Source organism: Streptomyces sp. NPDC093591, from assembly GCF_044764885.1.
Classification (GTDB): Bacteria; Actinomycetota; Actinomycetes; order Streptomycetales; family Streptomycetaceae; genus Streptomyces.
In genome coordinates this window covers 88,106-104,494 of sequence record NZ_JBIWIY010000010.1, presented here as the reverse complement: position 1 = coordinate 104,494, position 16,389 = coordinate 88,106, and the positions used below count along the sequence as shown (strand labels likewise).

At 73.8% G+C, this 16,389-nt stretch carries 15 protein-coding genes and 1 pseudogene; 8 read left to right on the top strand and 8 right to left on the bottom strand.

Going from position 1 to position 16,389, the window contains the following annotated elements; genetic code table 11:
- Window position 1: 1 nt before the first annotated feature.
- From ACIREI_RS22210 to ACIREI_RS22195, 4 genes are read left to right on the top strand one after another with little or no spacing between them, the layout of a single operon-like run.
- A complete protein-coding gene (locus ACIREI_RS22210) occupies window positions 2–1,564 on the top strand; it encodes an ABC transporter substrate-binding protein (RefSeq protein WP_403335355.1) in 1,563 nt (520 codons plus the stop codon).
- Entirely contained in the window at window positions 1,561–2,514 is a 954-nt protein-coding gene (locus ACIREI_RS22205) for an ABC transporter permease (protein WP_403335352.1), read from the top strand. The genes ACIREI_RS22210 and ACIREI_RS22205 overlap by 4 nt, the downstream gene beginning before the upstream one ends.
- Window positions 2,511–3,305 (top strand): ABC transporter permease, encoded by a 795-nt coding sequence (locus tag ACIREI_RS22200; protein WP_403335350.1) that lies wholly within the window; start codon window positions 2,511–2,513, stop codon window positions 3,303–3,305. The genes ACIREI_RS22205 and ACIREI_RS22200 overlap by 4 nt, the downstream gene beginning before the upstream one ends.
- Window positions 3,302–4,864 (top strand): ABC transporter ATP-binding protein, encoded by a 1,563-nt coding sequence (locus tag ACIREI_RS22195; protein WP_403335348.1) that lies wholly within the window; start codon window positions 3,302–3,304, stop codon window positions 4,862–4,864. The genes ACIREI_RS22200 and ACIREI_RS22195 overlap by 4 nt, the downstream gene beginning before the upstream one ends.
- Window positions 4,865–4,950: 86 nt before the next feature.
- On the opposite strand, the gene ACIREI_RS22190 is transcribed toward ACIREI_RS22195, so the two are convergent.
- Both ACIREI_RS22190 and ACIREI_RS22185 read right to left on the bottom strand, forming a co-directional pair.
- Window positions 4,951–5,658 carry a DUF2470 domain-containing protein gene (locus ACIREI_RS22190; RefSeq protein ID WP_403335346.1) on the bottom strand — a complete coding sequence of 236 codons (708 nt, stop codon included), beginning with the start codon at window positions 5,656–5,658 and terminating at the stop codon, window positions 4,951–4,953.
- Window positions 5,659–5,722: 64 nt separating this feature from the next.
- A complete protein-coding gene (locus ACIREI_RS22185) occupies window positions 5,723–7,039 on the bottom strand; it encodes a hypothetical protein (RefSeq protein ID WP_403335343.1) in 1,317 nt (438 codons plus the stop codon).
- 113 nt (window positions 7,040–7,152) lie between these two features.
- On the opposite strand from ACIREI_RS22185, the gene ACIREI_RS22180 reads away from it, so the two are divergent.
- Together ACIREI_RS22180 and ACIREI_RS22175 are read left to right on the top strand one after the other, a co-directional pair.
- Window positions 7,153–8,397: a molybdopterin-dependent oxidoreductase gene (locus ACIREI_RS22180; protein ID WP_403335341.1), complete on the top strand. Its 1,245-nt coding sequence runs from the start codon at window positions 7,153–7,155 to the stop codon at window positions 8,395–8,397.
- Entirely contained in the window at window positions 8,397–8,897 is a 501-nt protein-coding gene (locus ACIREI_RS22175; protein ID WP_403335339.1) for a hypothetical protein, read from the top strand. The genes ACIREI_RS22180 and ACIREI_RS22175 overlap by 1 nt, the downstream gene beginning before the upstream one ends.
- Before the next feature lie 185 nt (window positions 8,898–9,082).
- Here ACIREI_RS22175 and ACIREI_RS22170 read toward each other — a convergent pair.
- From ACIREI_RS22170 to ACIREI_RS22160, 3 genes and pseudogenes are all read right to left on the bottom strand, one after another.
- Window positions 9,083–9,658, bottom strand: a pseudogene (locus ACIREI_RS22170) (class I SAM-dependent methyltransferase); the annotation flags it as partial.
- Between the two features lie 17 nt (window positions 9,659–9,675).
- Complete coding sequence (locus ACIREI_RS22165) at window positions 9,676–10,284, bottom strand: DUF2064 domain-containing protein (protein WP_403335336.1); 609 nt, start codon at window positions 10,282–10,284, stop codon at window positions 9,676–9,678.
- Window positions 10,281–11,060 carry a glycosyltransferase family 2 protein gene (locus ACIREI_RS22160; RefSeq protein ID WP_403335333.1) on the bottom strand — a complete coding sequence of 260 codons (780 nt, stop codon included), beginning with the start codon at window positions 11,058–11,060 and terminating at the stop codon, window positions 10,281–10,283. The genes ACIREI_RS22165 and ACIREI_RS22160 overlap by 4 nt, the downstream gene beginning before the upstream one ends.
- A gap of 104 nt (window positions 11,061–11,164) precedes the next feature.
- On the opposite strand from ACIREI_RS22160, the gene ACIREI_RS22155 reads away from it, so the two are divergent.
- Together ACIREI_RS22155 and ACIREI_RS22150 are read left to right on the top strand one after the other, a co-directional pair.
- Entirely contained in the window at window positions 11,165–11,893 is a 729-nt protein-coding gene (locus ACIREI_RS22155) for a response regulator transcription factor (RefSeq protein WP_403335330.1), read from the top strand.
- Between the two features lie 3 nt (window positions 11,894–11,896).
- On the top strand, window positions 11,897–13,009 hold the full coding sequence (locus tag ACIREI_RS22150) for a sensor histidine kinase (protein WP_403335328.1): 1,113 nt from the start codon (window positions 11,897–11,899) through the stop codon (window positions 13,007–13,009).
- Window positions 13,010–13,051: 42 nt separating this feature from the next.
- Here ACIREI_RS22150 and ACIREI_RS22145 read toward each other — a convergent pair whose 3' ends face one another.
- Genes ACIREI_RS22145 through ACIREI_RS22135 form a run of 3 tightly spaced genes read right to left on the bottom strand, consistent with a single transcriptional unit; the run spans window position 13,052 to window position 16,264 of the window.
- The gene (locus ACIREI_RS22145) at window positions 13,052–14,062 is read right to left on the bottom strand and encodes an NAD-dependent epimerase/dehydratase family protein (RefSeq protein ID WP_403335325.1); all 1,011 of its coding nucleotides are present in this window, start codon (window positions 14,060–14,062) and stop codon (window positions 13,052–13,054) included.
- A 52-nt stretch (window positions 14,063–14,114) separates the two neighbouring features.
- Window positions 14,115–15,569, bottom strand: a complete 1,455-nt coding sequence (locus ACIREI_RS22140) for a sensor histidine kinase (protein ID WP_403335322.1) — start codon at window positions 15,567–15,569, stop codon at window positions 14,115–14,117.
- Window positions 15,566–16,264: a response regulator transcription factor gene (locus ACIREI_RS22135; RefSeq protein ID WP_403335320.1), complete on the bottom strand. Its 699-nt coding sequence runs from the start codon at window positions 16,262–16,264 to the stop codon at window positions 15,566–15,568. Before ACIREI_RS22135 ends, ACIREI_RS22140 begins: the two co-directional genes overlap by 4 nt.
- Window positions 16,265–16,389: the final 125 nt, after the last annotated feature.

Genomic DNA, 16,389 nt, shown 5'->3' with positions numbered 1-16,389 from the left:
CATGAACGAACGCTTCCCCGGCCTGCGCCGCCGCGGCTTCCTCGCCGCCACCTCGGGCGCCGCCGCCCTCGCCCTCGTCGGCTGCGGCGGCGGCACGGACGACAAGGCGGACAGCGCGTCCGGCACCCCCAAGCGCGGCGGCCGTCTGCGCGCCGCGTTCGCCGGCGGAGGCGCGAGCGAGACCCTCGACCCGCACCTGGCGAACCTCTTCGCCGACGTCGCCCGCGCCAAGGCCCTCTTCGACAAGCTCGCCGACTACGGAGCCGACCTCTCCGCCCAGCCCCGCCTCGCCGAGAAGTGGGAGTCCAACAAGACCTTGGACCGCTGGCAGGTGACGCTGCGTCAGGCCACCTTCCACGACGGGAAGCCGGTCACCGCCAAGGACGTCCTGTACAGCTACCGCCGTATCGCCGACCCCAAGCAGGCGTTCCGCGCCAAGGCGTCCCTTGAGCCGCTCGACCTCGACGCCAGCCGCGCCACCGGTGAGCGGTCGATCGAGTTCGTGCTGAAGCGGCCGACCGCCGAATTCCCCAACATCCTGGCCGCGTTCGGCGCGTACATCGTCCCCGAGAACGCCACCGAGTTCGACAAGAAGCCGGTCGGCTCCGGCCCCTTCCGGTTCGTGTCGTTCGCCCCCGGCCGCTCGGCGGTCTTCCGCCGCTACGACGACCACTGGGACGGCGCCCCGCTCCTGGACGAGATCGAGTTCGTCGTCGCCAACGAGGAGTCCGCCCGCGTCAACGCCCTCCTCGGCGGCCAGGTCGAGTACGCGCACGAGCTCAACCCCACCACCGCCCGCGCCCACGAAGGCCAGGGCCAGATCGAGATCGTCCGGCTGCGCAACAGCGCCATGCAGGCGTTCTGCATGAAGACCGACCGGGCCCCCTTCGACGACAAGCGGGTCCGCGAGGCCTTCTTCCTGATCGCCGACCGGCAGGAACTCGTGGACGGCGCGCTGTCCGGCGCGGGCGAGGTCGGCAACGACCTGTTCGGCAAGGGCTACGAGTACTACGCCGCCGACCTGCCCCAGCGCGCACAGGACCTCGACAAGGCCCGCGCCCTGCTCAAGCAGGCCGGTGCCGAGAAGCTCAAGGTCACCCTGGACACGTCGGCCGTCGCCGCCGGGTTCACCGAGGCGGCCGGCATCTTCCGCGACCAGGCGGCCAAGGCGGGCGTCACGATCGACGTCAAGATGGGCAGCAAGGACTCCTACTGGAGCGACATCCTCGACGGCGGCACCCTGTGCTGCTACCGCTCCGGCGCCATGCCCATCGAGGCCCACATCTCCCAGCGCCTGCTCACCGACTCCACCACCAACGCCACCAAGTGGCGGCACAAGGACTTCGACGCCCTCTACCAGCAGGCCCAGTCCACCCGCGACAAGACCGAACGGGCCGCCGTCTACGAGCGCATGCAGCGCCGTCTGTACGCCGAGGGCGGCTTCCTCATCTGGGGCTTCGCCGACTGGATCATCGGAACGGCCCGCACGGTGAAGGGGGTTGAGACCAAGGCGCCCGCCAACACCCTCGACTGGGCCCGCTTCGACAAGGTGTGGCTGGCGTGAGCGGACTTCGCTCCTTCGCCGCCCGGCGGCTCCTCCTCGGTGTCGCGCAGACCTCGGCCGTGGTGCTGCTGGTCTTCGCGCTCACCGAGGCGCTGCCGGGCGACGCCGCCGTGGCCCTCGCGGGCGATCAGCCGGACCCCGCGCGCATCGCCGCGATCCGCGAGGCGATGGACCTGGACCGGCCGGCGTACGAGCGGCTGGCCGACTGGGCGACGGGCCTGCTGCACGGCGACTTCGGCACCTCCCTGGCCTCCGGCCGCCCGGTCAGCCAGTACATCGCCGACGGCTTCGGCCCGACCCTGCTGCTGGCCGCGCTCACGCTGGCGCTCCTCGTCCCCCTCGGCTTCGGCCTCGGCGTGCTCGCCGCCCGCCACGAGGGAGGCCTCGTCGACCGGCTGGTCAGCTCGGTGACGCTGGCCGTGTACGCCGTCCCCGAGTTCGCCCTCGGGGTGCTGCTGGTGACGGTCCTCGCCCTGAAGCTGGCCTGGCTGCCACCCACCGCGGTCGGCTACGGCACCGACCTGCTCGGCCATCCGGCGGCGCTCGTCCTGCCCGTGCTGGTCCTGCTGTCCCGCCCGGTCTGCTCCCTGTCGCGCCTGGTGCGGGCCGGCATGGTCGACGCCCTCGCCTCCCCCTACGCCGCCCACGCCCGCCGCTACGGCGTCCCCGGCGCCCGCGTCCGCTACACCCACGCCCTGCCGAACGCCCTCGCCCCGGCCGCACAGCAACTCGCCCGTACCGTCGACTGGTTGCTGTGCGGGGTCATCGTGGTGGAGGCCCTCTTCGTGATCCCGGGCCTGGGCACGGTCCTCCTCAACGCCGTGGCCGAACGTGACGTACCGGTGGTGCAGGGGCTGGCCGTGGTGTTCGGGGTGCTGACGGTCCTGCTCAACCTCGGGGCCGACCTGGTGGCGCATCGGCTCACGCCCCGCGCGGGGGTGGCCGCATGACAGCGCATCGCCGTTTCGCGCTCGGCCTCGCGGTCGTCGCCGTCCCCCTCGCACTCGCCCTCCTCGGACCGCTGTTCACCGGTGACCCCGGCCCCCGGGCGACGTCCTTCACCCTCGGCGGCGACCACTGGCTCGGCACCGACTTCGTGGGCCGCGACGTGTGGCAGCAGGTCCTGCTGGGCGGCCGTACCGTCGTACTCACCGCCCTGGCCGCGACCGCGCTCGCCTATCTCGTCGCCGTCCCGGTCGCCCTCATCAGCGCGCTCACCCGCCTGCGGTGGCTGGAGGAGCTGCTGATGCGGCCGCTGGACGTGCTGCTCGCCGTACCGTCGCTGCTGCTGATCCTGCTGGTGGCCTCCGTGCTGTCGCCGGGCGCCGCCGGGCTCGCGCTGCTGGTGGCCCTGGTGAACGTGCCCGACGCGGCCCGGATCGTGCGGGCGGCGGCGGGGGAGGCCGCCGCCCGCCCCGCCGTCGAGGCGCTGCGCATGCAGGGCGAGAGCCGGTGGCGGATCGCCGTCGGCTACGTCGGCCGGTCGGCGCTGCGCACCCTCGCCGCCGACGCCGGTATCCGGCTGACGGGCGTGCTGTACCTGGTGTCGACGGCCGCGTTCCTCGGCGTCGGTGTCGCGCCGGACGCCGCCGACTGGGCGGTCATGGTCGACCGCAACCGCACCGGCCTGCTGGTGCAGCCCTGGGCCGTGGTGGTGCCCGCGCTGCTGATCGTGGCGCTGACGATGGGCACCAACCTGCTCTTCGACGCCGCGCTGGAGAAGAAGGGACGACGTTCGTGAGCCGGGCAACGGATGAGGCCGTCGCCGAGATCCGCGGCCTGCGCGTGGAGATCGACGGCCGTGCGATCGTGGACGGAGTGGACCTGCGGGTCCTGCCGGGCAAGGTGACCGCGCTGGTGGGTGCCTCCGGCAGCGGCAAGACCACCACCGGCCTGGCGCTGCTGGGGGAGTACCCGCCGGGTGCCCGGGTCACGGGCGAGGTGAGCCCGCCCGCCGACCGGCTGGTGGGCTATGTGCCCCAGCACCCCGCGGCCGTCCTCAACCCCGCCCGCCGCGTCAGCGCCCTCCTCGACGACATCGCCCGCCCCCAGGTCCGCCACCTGCCCCGCGCCGAACGCCGCACGGCGGCCCGCGAACTGGTCCTGCGCGCCCTGTCCGACGCCCAACTCCCTGACGGCGAAGCCCTGTTGCGCCGTCACCCCCACCAGCTCTCCGGCGGCCAGCAGCAACGCGTCGTCCTCGCCCAGGCCCTGCTGCTCGGCGCCCGTGTCATCGTCGCCGACGAACCGACCACCGGCCAGGACGCGTTGACCAAGAGCCGTATCGTCGAGCAGCTGGCGGCCGTGGCGACCCGCGGCATCGCGGTCGTGCTCCTCAGCCACGACCTCGACGTGGTGCGCTCCCTCGCCGACGAGGTCCTCGTCATGCGCGCGGGCCGGGTCGTCGAGTCGGGCCCGGCGGAGCGGCTGTGGTCGGCGCCCCGCCACGAGTGGACACGCCGACTGCTCGACGAACAGCGCGCGGTACCGCAGGGCGCGGAGAGTGCCGACTCGGCCCAACCGGTCCTCGAAGTACGGGACTTGACCGCCATACACGATCGCCGGACCACCGTCCTGCGCGTCCCGCGTCTCGCTCTGCGCCCGGGCGAGTGCCTGGCCGTGGTCGGCCGCTCCGGCAGCGGGAAGACCACGCTCGCCCGCTGCCTCGCGGGCCTGCACCGTGACCACGACGGCGAGATCCTGCTCGACGGCACACCGCTCCCGCGCAGCCTGCGTCACCGCGACCGCGCTCAACTCGCCGCCGTGCAGTACGTCTTCCAGGACGCCCGCGCCGCCTTCGACGAGCACCGGCCCGTGCTGCACCAGGTGGCCCGTACGGCGGTTCGCCTGCGCGGCACCGGAGAACGGGCGGCCCTGGACGAGGCATCGGCCACTCTCGACCGCCTCGGCCTGGCGGCGGACCTGACCCGCCGCCGCCCCGGCGAACTCTCCGGCGGCGAACTCCAGCGCGCCTCCCTCGCCCGTGCCCTGCTCGCCCGCCCCCGGGTGCTGATCTGCGACGAGGTCACCTCCGGTCTGGACATGGTCACCCGGCGCGGCATCCTCGACGTCCTCGCGGGCCTGGTGGGCGAGGGCGACGACCTGTCCCTCGTGCTCATCACCCACGACCTGGACACGGCACGCCTGGCCCACCGCATCGCCGTACTGGACGCTGGCGAACTGGTCGAACAGGGGGCGGCGCGGCGGATCCTGACGCAGCCGGCGCATCCGTTCACGATCTCGCTCATGGAGACGACGCAGCGCCTGGAGGAGGGGACCGGGGCGGGGGTCCGCGGATGAGCCGACCTCCGGGCGCCTTCGCGGAGGAGACGGGAAGGCCTCTGCGAGTGGCCCGGAGGTCGGCGGCTCGTGGTCGTGCGCCTCGGCTACGACGTGGTCGGCAGGCGCCGGCGGCGCGGACGGGCGGTGGCCTCGGCGAGCAGGGCGTGGATCCCCCGCACCGCGTCTCCCGGGTGGGTGGCCGGGGCGGCGAAGGGCAGGCGGGTGTCGTGGTGGGAGTCCGCTGTCTCCACGCGCAGCACCAGGCCGTGGCGGTCGAGGCGCAGCGGCCGTACGCCGGTCGCGCCGAGTCGCTCCCGGGCCGGCAGCAGGCGGGCGAGCGGGGCCACGGTGTCGGCGTGGACCGCGTCCAGCCTGGCCAGCATCTCCGCCTCGTGGGTGGCCAGCGGGTCGGGGGAGGCGAGGCTCAGCTCGTCGAGGTCGACGACGGTCGTCCCGTCGTCCTCGGTGAGCACGGCCCGAGCCGGGTGGAACACCAGGGTCTTCGGGCCGAGGGCGCCGAGCCGGCCGCCCAGCGTCAGCCGGGCGCGCACCCGCTCGCGTACGGAGACGGGGGCGATGTCGGTGAACTCCACGAGGGCGGTCAGCTCGCCGTGCGGTGCCATGGTCAGCTCGGCGGCCAGGTGGCCGTCCGGCGGGTTGTGCAGGAGCAGTCGCGCGGCGGCGTCGACGGTGTGCAGGCCGATCAGCTCGATGCGATGGCCGTGCGTGGTGACGGTCAGCGAGCCGGCCGCCGCCAGCACCGAGCGTGCGCGCTCGGCGGGCGTCGGCTCGGGGCGGGTGGCAGCAGACATGGGAACCTTCCGATCCTGCACGGTCGACTTAGGTAAGCCTAACCTATCCTTCTCTGTCGTGGGGTCACCAACCCGTCAACAGCAGGTGATTGACGAGCAGCGCGAGCACCGCCTGCGCCGCGAGCCAGCCACGCGCCCCCGTCAGGCAGGCACACGCGGGCAGCAGCCACAGCGTGAACGGCAGCCAGATCCGCTCCGTCTCCGCCTTGCTCATCCCGGACAGGTCGGCGACCAGCAACGCGACCAGCGCCCCGAACACGAGGGCCGCCGACCGGACTTGGGCAGTCTCCGTGCGCCGGACCAGTGCCGCCCCCGCCCGGCGCAGCCCCGCCGCCGTCGCCGGGCCCACGACGACGACCGTGCACGCGAAGTTGGCCCACACCCAGTAGCCGTAGGGCCGCACACCGCCGACGCCCTGGTGGTAGCGGGTGACCAGCAGGCGGTACGCCTCCCACCAGTGGAAACCCGCGACCGTGAAGGCGACGGGGGCGACCAGGAATCCGGCCAGCACGAAGGGCAGGGGGCGGCCGCGGCGTGTGCCCAGCAGCAGGACGACGGCCGCGGGCACGGCGAGGAGGGTCAGGCCGTAGGAGAGGTAGGCCGTCCAGCCGAAGAGGAGGCCCGAGGCCGGACCCGTCCACCCGGGCCGGTGGCCCGTCACCGCCAACGCCAGGAACGCGACCGCCCACGCGGCGACCGCCGCGAAGTACCCGTCGGCCGAGGTGCCCACCCACACCGCGGCCGGGGCGAGGACGAGGAAGGGCGCGGCGCGGCGGGCGAGCCGTTCGTCGGCCAGTGCGCGCACGGCGACGAGGACCGCGACCGCCGCCGTCGTCCCCACGGTGATGCACCAGGCTCCCGCCCAGCCGCCACCGCCCAGGCCGATCCGGTCGAGGAGGACGAAGGTGAGGGTGGCGCCCGGGGGATGCCCGGCGACATGGGCGGGCCAGTTGTCCGGCGACTGGAGCAGGATGTGGTCGGAGAAGCCCCGCAGGGTGGCGGGGATGTCCTGGAAGCGGTCCACGGCCCGGAGGTACTCGTGCGGGGTCGTCAGCTGCCCCGCGACGCCCCGGTGCCAGCCGTCGACCAGCGCCAGGGACCAGGTCCAGGCCATGCCGGTGACCCAGGTGGCCAGGAGCAGGACAGGCCAGCGCAGCCGGGCCGCCACCGAGGGACCGTACGCCACGACCGCCGCCGCGACGGCGAGCGCGGCCGGGGTGCCGGGACCGGCATGGGGGTCCCAATCGGCCAGCAGTGGCGGCCAGTTGACCCGCAGGGTGCCGTCCCGGTTCTGGATCACGGTGCCTACGACGGCGGCGGTCACGACGAGGAGTGCGGCGGCCGCTGCGGCGGACAGGTCATGGCGGAGGTCGCGGTTCACGCCAGAACGCTAGGACGGGCACCTTCCTCCGGACGGCTGACAGGCGCGGACGTCAGAGATTCGTCATGGTTCGCGCACCCTTTCCCGGGGTGGACCGGACCTACCGTCGGGGCATGGCACGGACTCCCTCCTCCCCTCTCTCCCCCTTCTCTCCCGCCTTCTGGCGCAGTCCGCTGCGCGGCCCCTGGCTGACCTCGGTGCTCGGCGTCGTACTGCTCGGCGGCATCACGGTGCTGTTCGTGACGGGACTGGTGTCCTACGCCGCCTACAACCCGAACCTGGCGCCGGTGAACGACAAGACCCCGGACAAGGGGATCCTGGGCTTCTACCTCTTCTCCTGGCCGACCGACCCGCACTGGCTGTACCGGCTCAACCAGGGCGTCCACGTCACGCTCGGCATCACGCTGATCCCCGTGCTCCTGGCCAAACTATGGTCGGTCGTACCGAAGCTCTTCACGCTGCCGCCGGCGCGGTCGCTCGCGCACGCCCTGGAGCGGATCTCGCTGCTGCTCCTGGTCGGCGGCGCCCTGTTCGAGTTCGTGACGGGCGTGCTCAACGTCCAGCTGGACTACGTCTTCCCCGGCTCCTTCTACACCCTGCACTTCTACGGGGCGTGGGTGTTCTTCGCCGCGTTCGTCGTGCACGCGGTGCTGAAGACACCGATGGCGCTGCGGAACTTGCGTCAACTGCGGGACGAGAAAAGCGAGTTGACCTCTCCGGATCCCGCCGAGCCGACCGTCTCCCGGCGCGGTGCGCTGTGGTTCGTCGGTGGCGGCTCGCTGCTGCTCTTCGGCACGACCGTCGGGCAGAACTTCGACGGGGCCCTGCGCCGGACCGCTCTCCTCGCCCCGCACGGCGGCGCCGAACCGGGCAGCGGGCCGGGTGGCTTCCAGATCAACAAGACCGCGGCGTACGCGGGGATCCGCGACGCCGACACGAACGAGGAGGCGTGGCGGCTGGTGGTGGAGGGCAGGAACGGGCGGACCGTCCGCCTCAGCCGTGCCGACCTGCTCGACCTGCCGCTGCACAGCGCGGCGTTGCCCATCGCCTGCGTGGAGGGCTGGTCGACGTCCGACCAGTGGTGGCGCGGGGTACGGCTGCGGGACCTCGCGGCGCTCGTCGGCCACGACGGCGACCCGCCCGACGTCCTCGTGGAGTCGCTCCAGCGGCGCGGCGCCTTCCGGCGGGCCGCCCTGCGCGCCAACCAGGTCGACGACCCCCGTTCCCTGCTCGCCCTGTTCGTCAACGGCGAGGACCTGACCCCCGACCACGGCTACCCGGCGCGGATCATCGTGCCCGCCGCGCCCGGTGTGCTGAATACCAAGTGGGTGGCGCGGATGACGTTCGGAGACCTGTGATGCGAGGACCGAGGCTCACTCCGCGCAGGCCGGCTCTGGGCCGGCCGACTCTGGGCAGCCCCCTCCAACTCCTCCTGCTCGTCTGCTCGTTCGCACTCGCCGGATATGCGGGGGTGCGGCTGCTGGAGGGGGACTGGTTCGAGGTCGCGCTGTGGTTCGTGGCGGCGGCGGTCCTTCACGACCTCGTGTTGCTGCCGCTGTACGGGGCGGCGGACCGGACGCTGCTACGAGGGTTCGAGGCGGCCGGACACCGACGGTGGGTGGCGTACGTCCGCGTCCCCGCCGCACTGTCCCTGCTGCTCCTGCTGGTCTGGTTCCCGCTGATCAGCGGCCGGGTAGCGGACCGCTACACCTCCGGAACCGGCCTGTCCGCCGACGGCTTCCCGGCCCGCTGGCTGCTGATCACCGCCGTGCTCTTCGGCGGCTCCGCGGTGCTGCTCGTGCTGCGGTGGCGACGGCTGCGCAGGGCGGCGAAGGAACGCCCGTCGGCCGTCCACTGATCGACGGCCCGCCAGCCGGCGCGCTGCGCGTGCCGCAGCAGGGCGGGCGTGCCGAGCCGGGCCCATGGGAAGGCGGTGCCGGTGGCGCCCCGGGCGTCGGTGACGTGGACCCGGACCCGTTCGTCGAGGTCCATCTCCGGCACCGTCTCGGCGACCAACAGGCCGCCCGGGGCGAGGAGTTGTGCCATCCGGTCGAGCAGGGCGGCCGGGTCTCCGCCGATGCCGACGTTGCCGTCGACGAGGAGGGCGGTGCCCCAGCGGCCCTCGCCCGGGAGCGGGTCGAAGACGGAGCGGCGCAACGCCGGGCCACCGAGGCGTACGGTGCGGGCGACGGCCGCCTCGCTGACGTCGACGCCGAGCACGCGGCGCCCCTGCCGGGCCAACGCCGCCACCAGCCTCCCCGGCCCGCACCCCACGTCCAGCACCGCACCCTCACAGCGCCGCAGCACCTCCAGATCCGCCGCGTCGGCGTCCGCGCACCACCGCTCCACTTCGAGCGGCAGCAGCCAGCCGTCGGGGCGGCGCAGGAAGAGAGGGCCCCGGCCGGTGCGCAGGGCGTGGGAATAGGGGTCGGCCGACCAGGGCCGGCCGTCGGCGGGGGCCGTTGCGGCGCGACCGCCGTGCCCGTCGCCGTCGTCGCCGAACCCGTCTCCGGCCTCGCCCGCGCCGCCCCGATCGCCGTACGCACCGACTTCTCCGTCGCCCGGGTCCGCACGGCGGGTCCCGACCGGGCCCGCCCGGAGCGCGATGTGGGCCGACATCATGTCCCGTACGCCGCTCATCGGCCCGCCGCCGTCAGCCGCCCCAGTGCCGCGGCGAAACGTCCGTCCGGCGCCGCCTCGGCGACCAGATCGGCGTCGTACGCCGTGTCGACGTCCCGTATGCGGGGCAGGTCGCGCACCCGCAGGTCCGCGAGGCGGGCGCGCTGTACGGCGCCGGTCCGCGGTGTCGACATCGGTACGCCCCGCAGCCGTGCCGGGTCCGGTGCGGCCAGGCCCAGTGCCCAGAAGCCGCCGTCCTCGGCGGGGCCGAAGTACGCCTCGCAGTCGGCCCAGTCCACGGTCAGCAGCTCCGGAGTCACCTGCGGGGTGTCCATGCCGATGAGCAGCGTCGGGCCGTCGCAGCCCGCGAAGGCGGCGGCCAGCCGTTCGTCGAGACCGCCCGCGCACTGCCGTACGACCTCGAAGCCGGGCGGCAGCCAGGGGCCCGGCGCCCCGTCCAGGACCAGCACCCGGCGCCGGGCGGGCGTGCGCGCCACGGCCTCCAGCGTGTCCGCGAGGGCCGCCTCGGCGAGCACGGCGGCCTCCTCGGGTGTGAAGGGCGGCGTCAGCCTGGTCTTCACCCGGCCCGGCCGGGGCTCCTTGGCGATGACGAGGAGCGTGGTCATGGGCGGGTTCCCTTCTGTACGGGGGTGGGCTCCGTGCGCCCGGCGGGCTCGTCACCGGCCCCGGTACGCCCTCCGTCGTCCTCAGCCAGCACCCGGCTCATGTCCCGCACCGCCTGCCATGTCCCCCGCCAGGTCCCCGTCACTTTCGACGCACCCGTACGCGGCAGGTACGGCACGTCGTACTCGGCGATGCGCCAGCCCGCGTCGGCGGCGCGGACGACCATCTGGAGGGGGTAGCCGCTGCGCCGGTCCGTCAGGCCGAGGGCGAGCAACCGCTCACGGCGGGCGGCGCGCAGGGGGCCCAGGTCGTGCAGGCGCAGGCCGGTGCGGCGGCGCAGGAGGCGGGTGAGCGCGAGGTTGCCGACGCGGGCGTGCGGCGGCCAGGCCCCGCGGGCATGCGGGCGGCGCCGCCCCAGGACGAGGTCGGCCTCGCCCGCCGCGATCCGCCGTACGAAGGGCACCAGGTCGCCCGGGTCGAGGGAGGCGTCGCAGTCGCAGAAGCAGACGATGTCGGCCGTGGCGGCGGCCAGCCCGGCGTGGCAGGCGGCGCCGAAACCGCGGCGCTCCTCGTGCACGACGGTCGCGCCGAGGTCGCGGGCGACGCGCGCCGAGCCGTCGGTGGAGCCGTTGTCCACGACCAGGGCCCGCCAGCCGGGCGGGACGCGTTCCAGGACCCAGGGCAGCGCCCCGGCCTCGTCGAGACAGGGGAGCACGACGTCCACGGACGTCGGGTGAGGGTCGCTCGCTCGTGGTGATGAAGTCGTCACGGCTTTCACCCTACGAGCGCGAAAGGGGCATATCGGACTGCTGCTCCTTACGAAACACGGACGTCGGAGCCGGCCCGGCTCCGCACGCGCGCGTCGGGTGCGACGCTGGCGGCATGGAGCAGCAACAATCGAACGCGCAGGCCGGGGCCAGGGTTCTGGTGGTCGACGACGACCCCACCGTCGCCGAGATCGTCTCCGGGTACCTCGACCGCGCCGGATATGTCGTGGACCGCGCCGGCGACGGCCCCGACGCCCTCGCCCGGGCCGCCGCGCACTGGCCCGACCTCGTCGTCCTCGACCTGATGCTGCCCGGCATGGACGGCCTGGAGGTGTGCCGCCGGATGCGCGGCCACGGGCCCGTGCCGGTCATCATGCTCACCGCGCGCGGCGACGAGGACGACCGCATCCTCGGCCTGGAGGTCGGCGCCGACGACTACGTCACCAAGCCCTTCAGCCCCCGCGAACTCGTCCTGCGCGTCGAGTCCGTGCTGCGCCGCACCCGGCCAGCCGAGGCGTCCGCGACCGTGCGCGCCGCGGGCCTCTCGGTCGACCCGGCGGCCCGCCGCGCCGTCAAGGACGGCGGTGAACTCGCCCTCACCATCCGCGAGTTCGACCTCCTCGCCTTCTTCCTGCGCCATCCGGGCCGGGTCTACAGCCGTGAGGACCTGATGCGCGAGGTGTGGGGCTGGGACTTCGGCGACCTGTCGACCGTCACCGTCCACGTCCGCCGCCTGCGCGGCAAGGTGGAGGACGACCCGGCCAGGCCCCGGCTCATCCAGACCGTGTGGGGCGTCGGCTACCGCTTCGACGCCACCGGCTGCGCTCCCGACGGGGAGGCGTGAACCGTGCGCGACACCCTGCTCATCGCCCTCTTCGCCTTCCTCGGCGCCGCCGCGGCCGGCCTGCTCGGCGCCTGCGTACTCCTGTTGATCCGGCGCCGCTCGCTCATCGCCCACCTCGCCGTGGTCGCCGGCGTCGGCATCACCGCCATGCTCGCCGGCACCCTCGCCGTCGCCCAGGCGATGTTCCTGTCCCGGCACGACCTGACCGTCGTCACCACCGTCGTCGCCATGGCCGCCGTGGTCTCCCTGGCCACCGCCCTGCTGCTCGGCCGCTGGGTGGCCGCCCGCAGCCACGCCCTCGCGCTCGCCGCCCGCTCCTTCGGCGACGGCGGCGCCTTCACCTCGCCCGACGGCCCCGCCACCGCCGAACTCGCCGCGCTGAGCCGCGAGTTGGAGACGACCAGCGCCAAGCTCGCCGAGTCCCGCGAGCGCGAACGGGCCCTTGAGTCCTCGCGGCGCGAACTCGTCGCCTGGATCTCCCACGACCTGCGCACCCCGCTGGCCGGCCTGCGCGCCATGGCGGAGGCTCTGGAGGACGGGGTGGCCGCCGACCCCGACCGCTACCTCAAGCAGATCCGCACGGAGGTGGAGCGCCTCAACGGCATGGTGGGCGACCTCTTCGAGCTGTCCCGCATCCACGCCGGCGCGCTGACGCTCTCGCTCGCCCGGATGTCCCTGTACGACCTCGTCGGCGACGCCCTCTCGGGCGCGGACGCGCTGGCCCGCGAACACGGGGTCCGGCTCGTCGGCGCCCGGGTCGAACCGGTGCCGGTGCGGGTGGACGGCAAGGAGATGAGCCGGGTGCTGGGCAACCTGCTGGTCAACGCCATCCGGCGCACCCCCGCCGACGGCACGGTCGCCGTCGCCGCCGAACGCGGCCCCGACGGCGTGGTGCTGTCCGTCACCGACAGCTGCGGCGGGATCCCCGAGGAGGATCTGCCCCGCGTCTTCGACACCGGCTGGCGCGGCACCCACGCCCGCACACCCCCGGCCGGCGCGGGGCTCGGCCTCGCCATCGTGCGCGGCATCGTGGAGGCGCACGACGGGCGGGCCACGGTACGCAACGTCCCCGGCGGCTGCCGCTTCGAGGTGGTGCTGCCCGCTGCCGCTTCCTGAAGGCGGGCAGCACCACCGGTCCGAGGCAGACTCCGAGGCAGACTACGCCCCCCGCAATCCGGCTCCCGCGAACTCCCGCATCCCCTGCGCGAACTCCATCTCGGGCTTCCACCCCAACTCCGCCCGCAGCCGCGAGGAGTCCGCCGTGATGTGCCGGACATCGCCCAGCCGGTACTCCCCGGTCACCACCGGTTCGGGCCCGCCGTACGCCGCCGCGAGCGCCCGGGCCATCTCGCCGACGGTGTGCGGATCGCCGCTGCCGGTGTTGTACGCCGTGAGCGCGCCCTGCGGCAGCACCGCCGAACTCGCCTCCAGCGCGGCCACGTTGGCGGCGGCCACATCCCGTACATGGACGAAATCCCGGCGCTGGCGGCCGTCCTCGAAGACCCGCGGGGCCGCGCCGCGGGCGAGTGCCGAGCGGAAGAAGGAGGCGACCCCGGCGTAGGGGGTGTCGCGGGGCATGCCCGGGCCGTAGACGTTGTGATAGCGCAGCGACACCGCCGTACCGCCCGTCGCGCGCGCCCACGCCGCAGCCAGGTGCTCCTGGGCGAGCTTGGTCGTCGCGTACACGTTGCGCGGATCGACCGGGGCGTCCTCCGCGACCAGCCCGGGCGCGAGATCGGCGCCGCACACCGGGCAGGGCGGCTCGAAGCGCCCCGCGTCCAGGTCGGCGACGGCACGCGGGCCCGGCCGTACGACGCCGTGCCGTGCGCACGCGTACCGCCCCTCCCCGTACACCACCATCGACCCGGCCAGCACCAGCCGCCGTACGCCCGCGTCGGCCATGGCGGTGAGCAGTACGGCCGTGCCGAGGTCGTTGCGGGAGACGTACTCCGCGGCATCCGAGAAGCCGGCACCGAGGCCGACCATCGCGGCCTGGTGGCACACCGCGTCGACGCCGGTCAGGGCGGTGCGGACGGCGTGCGGGTCGCGTACGTCCGCTGCGGGGTCGGCGCGGACGTCGTACACCACGGGCTCGTGCCCGTGCGCGGTGAGCGCCTCGACGACATGGGACCCGATGAACCCGGCACCGCCGGTGACCAGTACACGCATGCGCTCACGCTAGGGCGGCGACGGGTGTTTCGGCCGGTCGGCGCCGGTCATGTCACGGGTCCGTAAGACGTCCGAGCGTGAGCGGGATCGTCACCGTGAACACCGTCGCCCCCGGCTCGCTGGTCAGGTCGATCCGGCCGCCGTGCGCGTGCACCAGTGACTGGGCGACCGCCAGACCCAGGCCGCTGCCTCCACGGTCGCGGCTGCGGGCCTTGTCGACGCGGTAGAAGCGGTCGAAGACGCGTTCCCGGTCGTCGGGCGGGATGCCGGGGCCGGCGTCGGCGATGCGGACCTGGGCCGAGCCGTTCGCCATCGACACGGCGACGGACACCGGCGTCCCGGCGGGGGTGTGCACCGCCGCGTTGGTGAGGAGGTTGTCCAGGACCTGGCGGACGCGCTGGGGGTCCAGGCGGAGCTTCAGGGAACCGGGGCCGGGCGCCACCGTCAGCGGGTGGTCGGCGTGGGTGACCCGGAACGCGTCCGCCGCCTGCTCGACCAGCTCCACCAGGTCCGCCTCCTGCGGGCGCAGCGGCGTCTCGACCTCCGCGGCGTCCAGGCGGGCGAGCAGCAGCAGGTCGTCGAGGAGGAAGCCCATGCGGGCGGCCTCGGCGCGCAGCCGGGCCAGGTGCCTGTCCCGCTCCTCGGGGGCGTTGGCGGCCGCGTACTGGAAGAGGTCGGCATAGCCCCGCACCGACATCAGCGGCGTGCGCAGCTCGTGCGAGGCGTCCGCCACGAAGCGGCGCAGGCGCTGCTCCGCCTCCGCCCGCACCGCGAGGGAGTCGTCGATGTGCTCCAGCATCGTGTTGAACGCGGTCCGCAGCTCCTCGACCTCGGGACCGCCACTGCGCCCGTCGTGCCGCACCGGCAGCCGCGCCGAGTCCGTCAGATCGTGCGAGGTGATGCCGCGGGCGGTGTGCGCCATGTCGCTCAGCGGCTTCAGGCCGCGCCGCAGCATGCCCCGCCCGAAGACGACCAGGGCCAGCAGCGCCAGCCCGAAGGTGACCACCTGGATGGTGATCAGCTGACCCACCGTGTCCTCGATCTCCTCCATGGGCGCCGCGCTGACCAGCACCACGCCGGGCTCGACCTCACAGGCGCGCAGCCGGTACTCGCCCTTGTCCCGCAGGTACTCGGTGCGCAGCAGCTCCTTGTGCGCGGTGGTCTGCGCCCGGGCGAGCGAGGTGAAGTCGTCGACGTCCTTCGGCAGGTCGGCGGGGTCCTCGGGCCTGCGCAGCTGCGGGGTGCCGTCCGAGACGTCGTACACGGCGTAGAACCAGCTGTAGTACTTCTTGCCCGACAGCGTGCCGTAGTCCGCGATGCTCTTGGACTGGGCGATCTGGCCCTGCGCGAGCTGCGTGTCCAGCTGGGCCGACAGGTAGTCGCGCATGTACGTCGTCAGGGCCGTGCCGACGACGCCGAAGACGACCAGCGACAGCACGCCGAGACCCAGCGCCAGCCGGGTCCCGAGCCGCATCCTGCGGTACGCCCGGCGCACCCGCCCGATCACTCGGCCGCCTGCCGGATCACGTACCCGAAGCCCCGCACGGTGTGGATCAGCGGCGCCCTGCCGTCGTCGGACTCGTCGAGCTTGCGGCGCAGCCGGCTGACGACCAGCTCGACCACGTTCGAGCGGCCGCCGAAGCCGTACTCCCACACATGGTCGAGGATCTGCGCCTTGGTCAGCACGGTCGGTGACTTGCGCATCAGATAGCGCAGCACCTCGTACTCGGTCGGCGTGAGCGTGAGCAGCCTGTCGCCGCGGCGCACCTCGCGGGTGTCCTCGTCCATCATCAGGTCCGCCACCCGAAGGACGGAACGCTGGAAGCCGGGTCCGGCGCTGCGCCGCAGCACGGTCCGCAGCCGGGCCATCAGCTCCTCCACCGCGAACGGTTTGACCAGGTAGTCGTCGCCGCCCCGGGTCAGCCCGGCCACCCGGTCGGCGACCCCGTCGCGGGCCGTCAGGAACACCACGGGCACCATCGTCCCGGCACGGCGCAGCCGGTCCAGGACGCCGAAGCCGTCCAGGTCGGGCAGCATCAGATCGAGCACCACGATGTCCGGGTGGAACTCGGCGGCCAGCCGCAGCGCCTCCTCACCGGAGTTCGCGGTGACCGCCTCCCAGCCCTCGTACCGGGCGACCGTCGCGACGAGGTCGGCGATGGGCGGGTCGTCGTCCACGACCAGAAGGCGTACTTTCTCCACCCGTTCATAGTGCGGCACCCGGCGGCGACCCCCGGGGGCGGGGCGGGTACCGCGACCACATCGATAACCAGTTGAAAGAAGTACGACAGCTTTTCGACAGCAGCAGCCGGACAAGCTCGGTATCC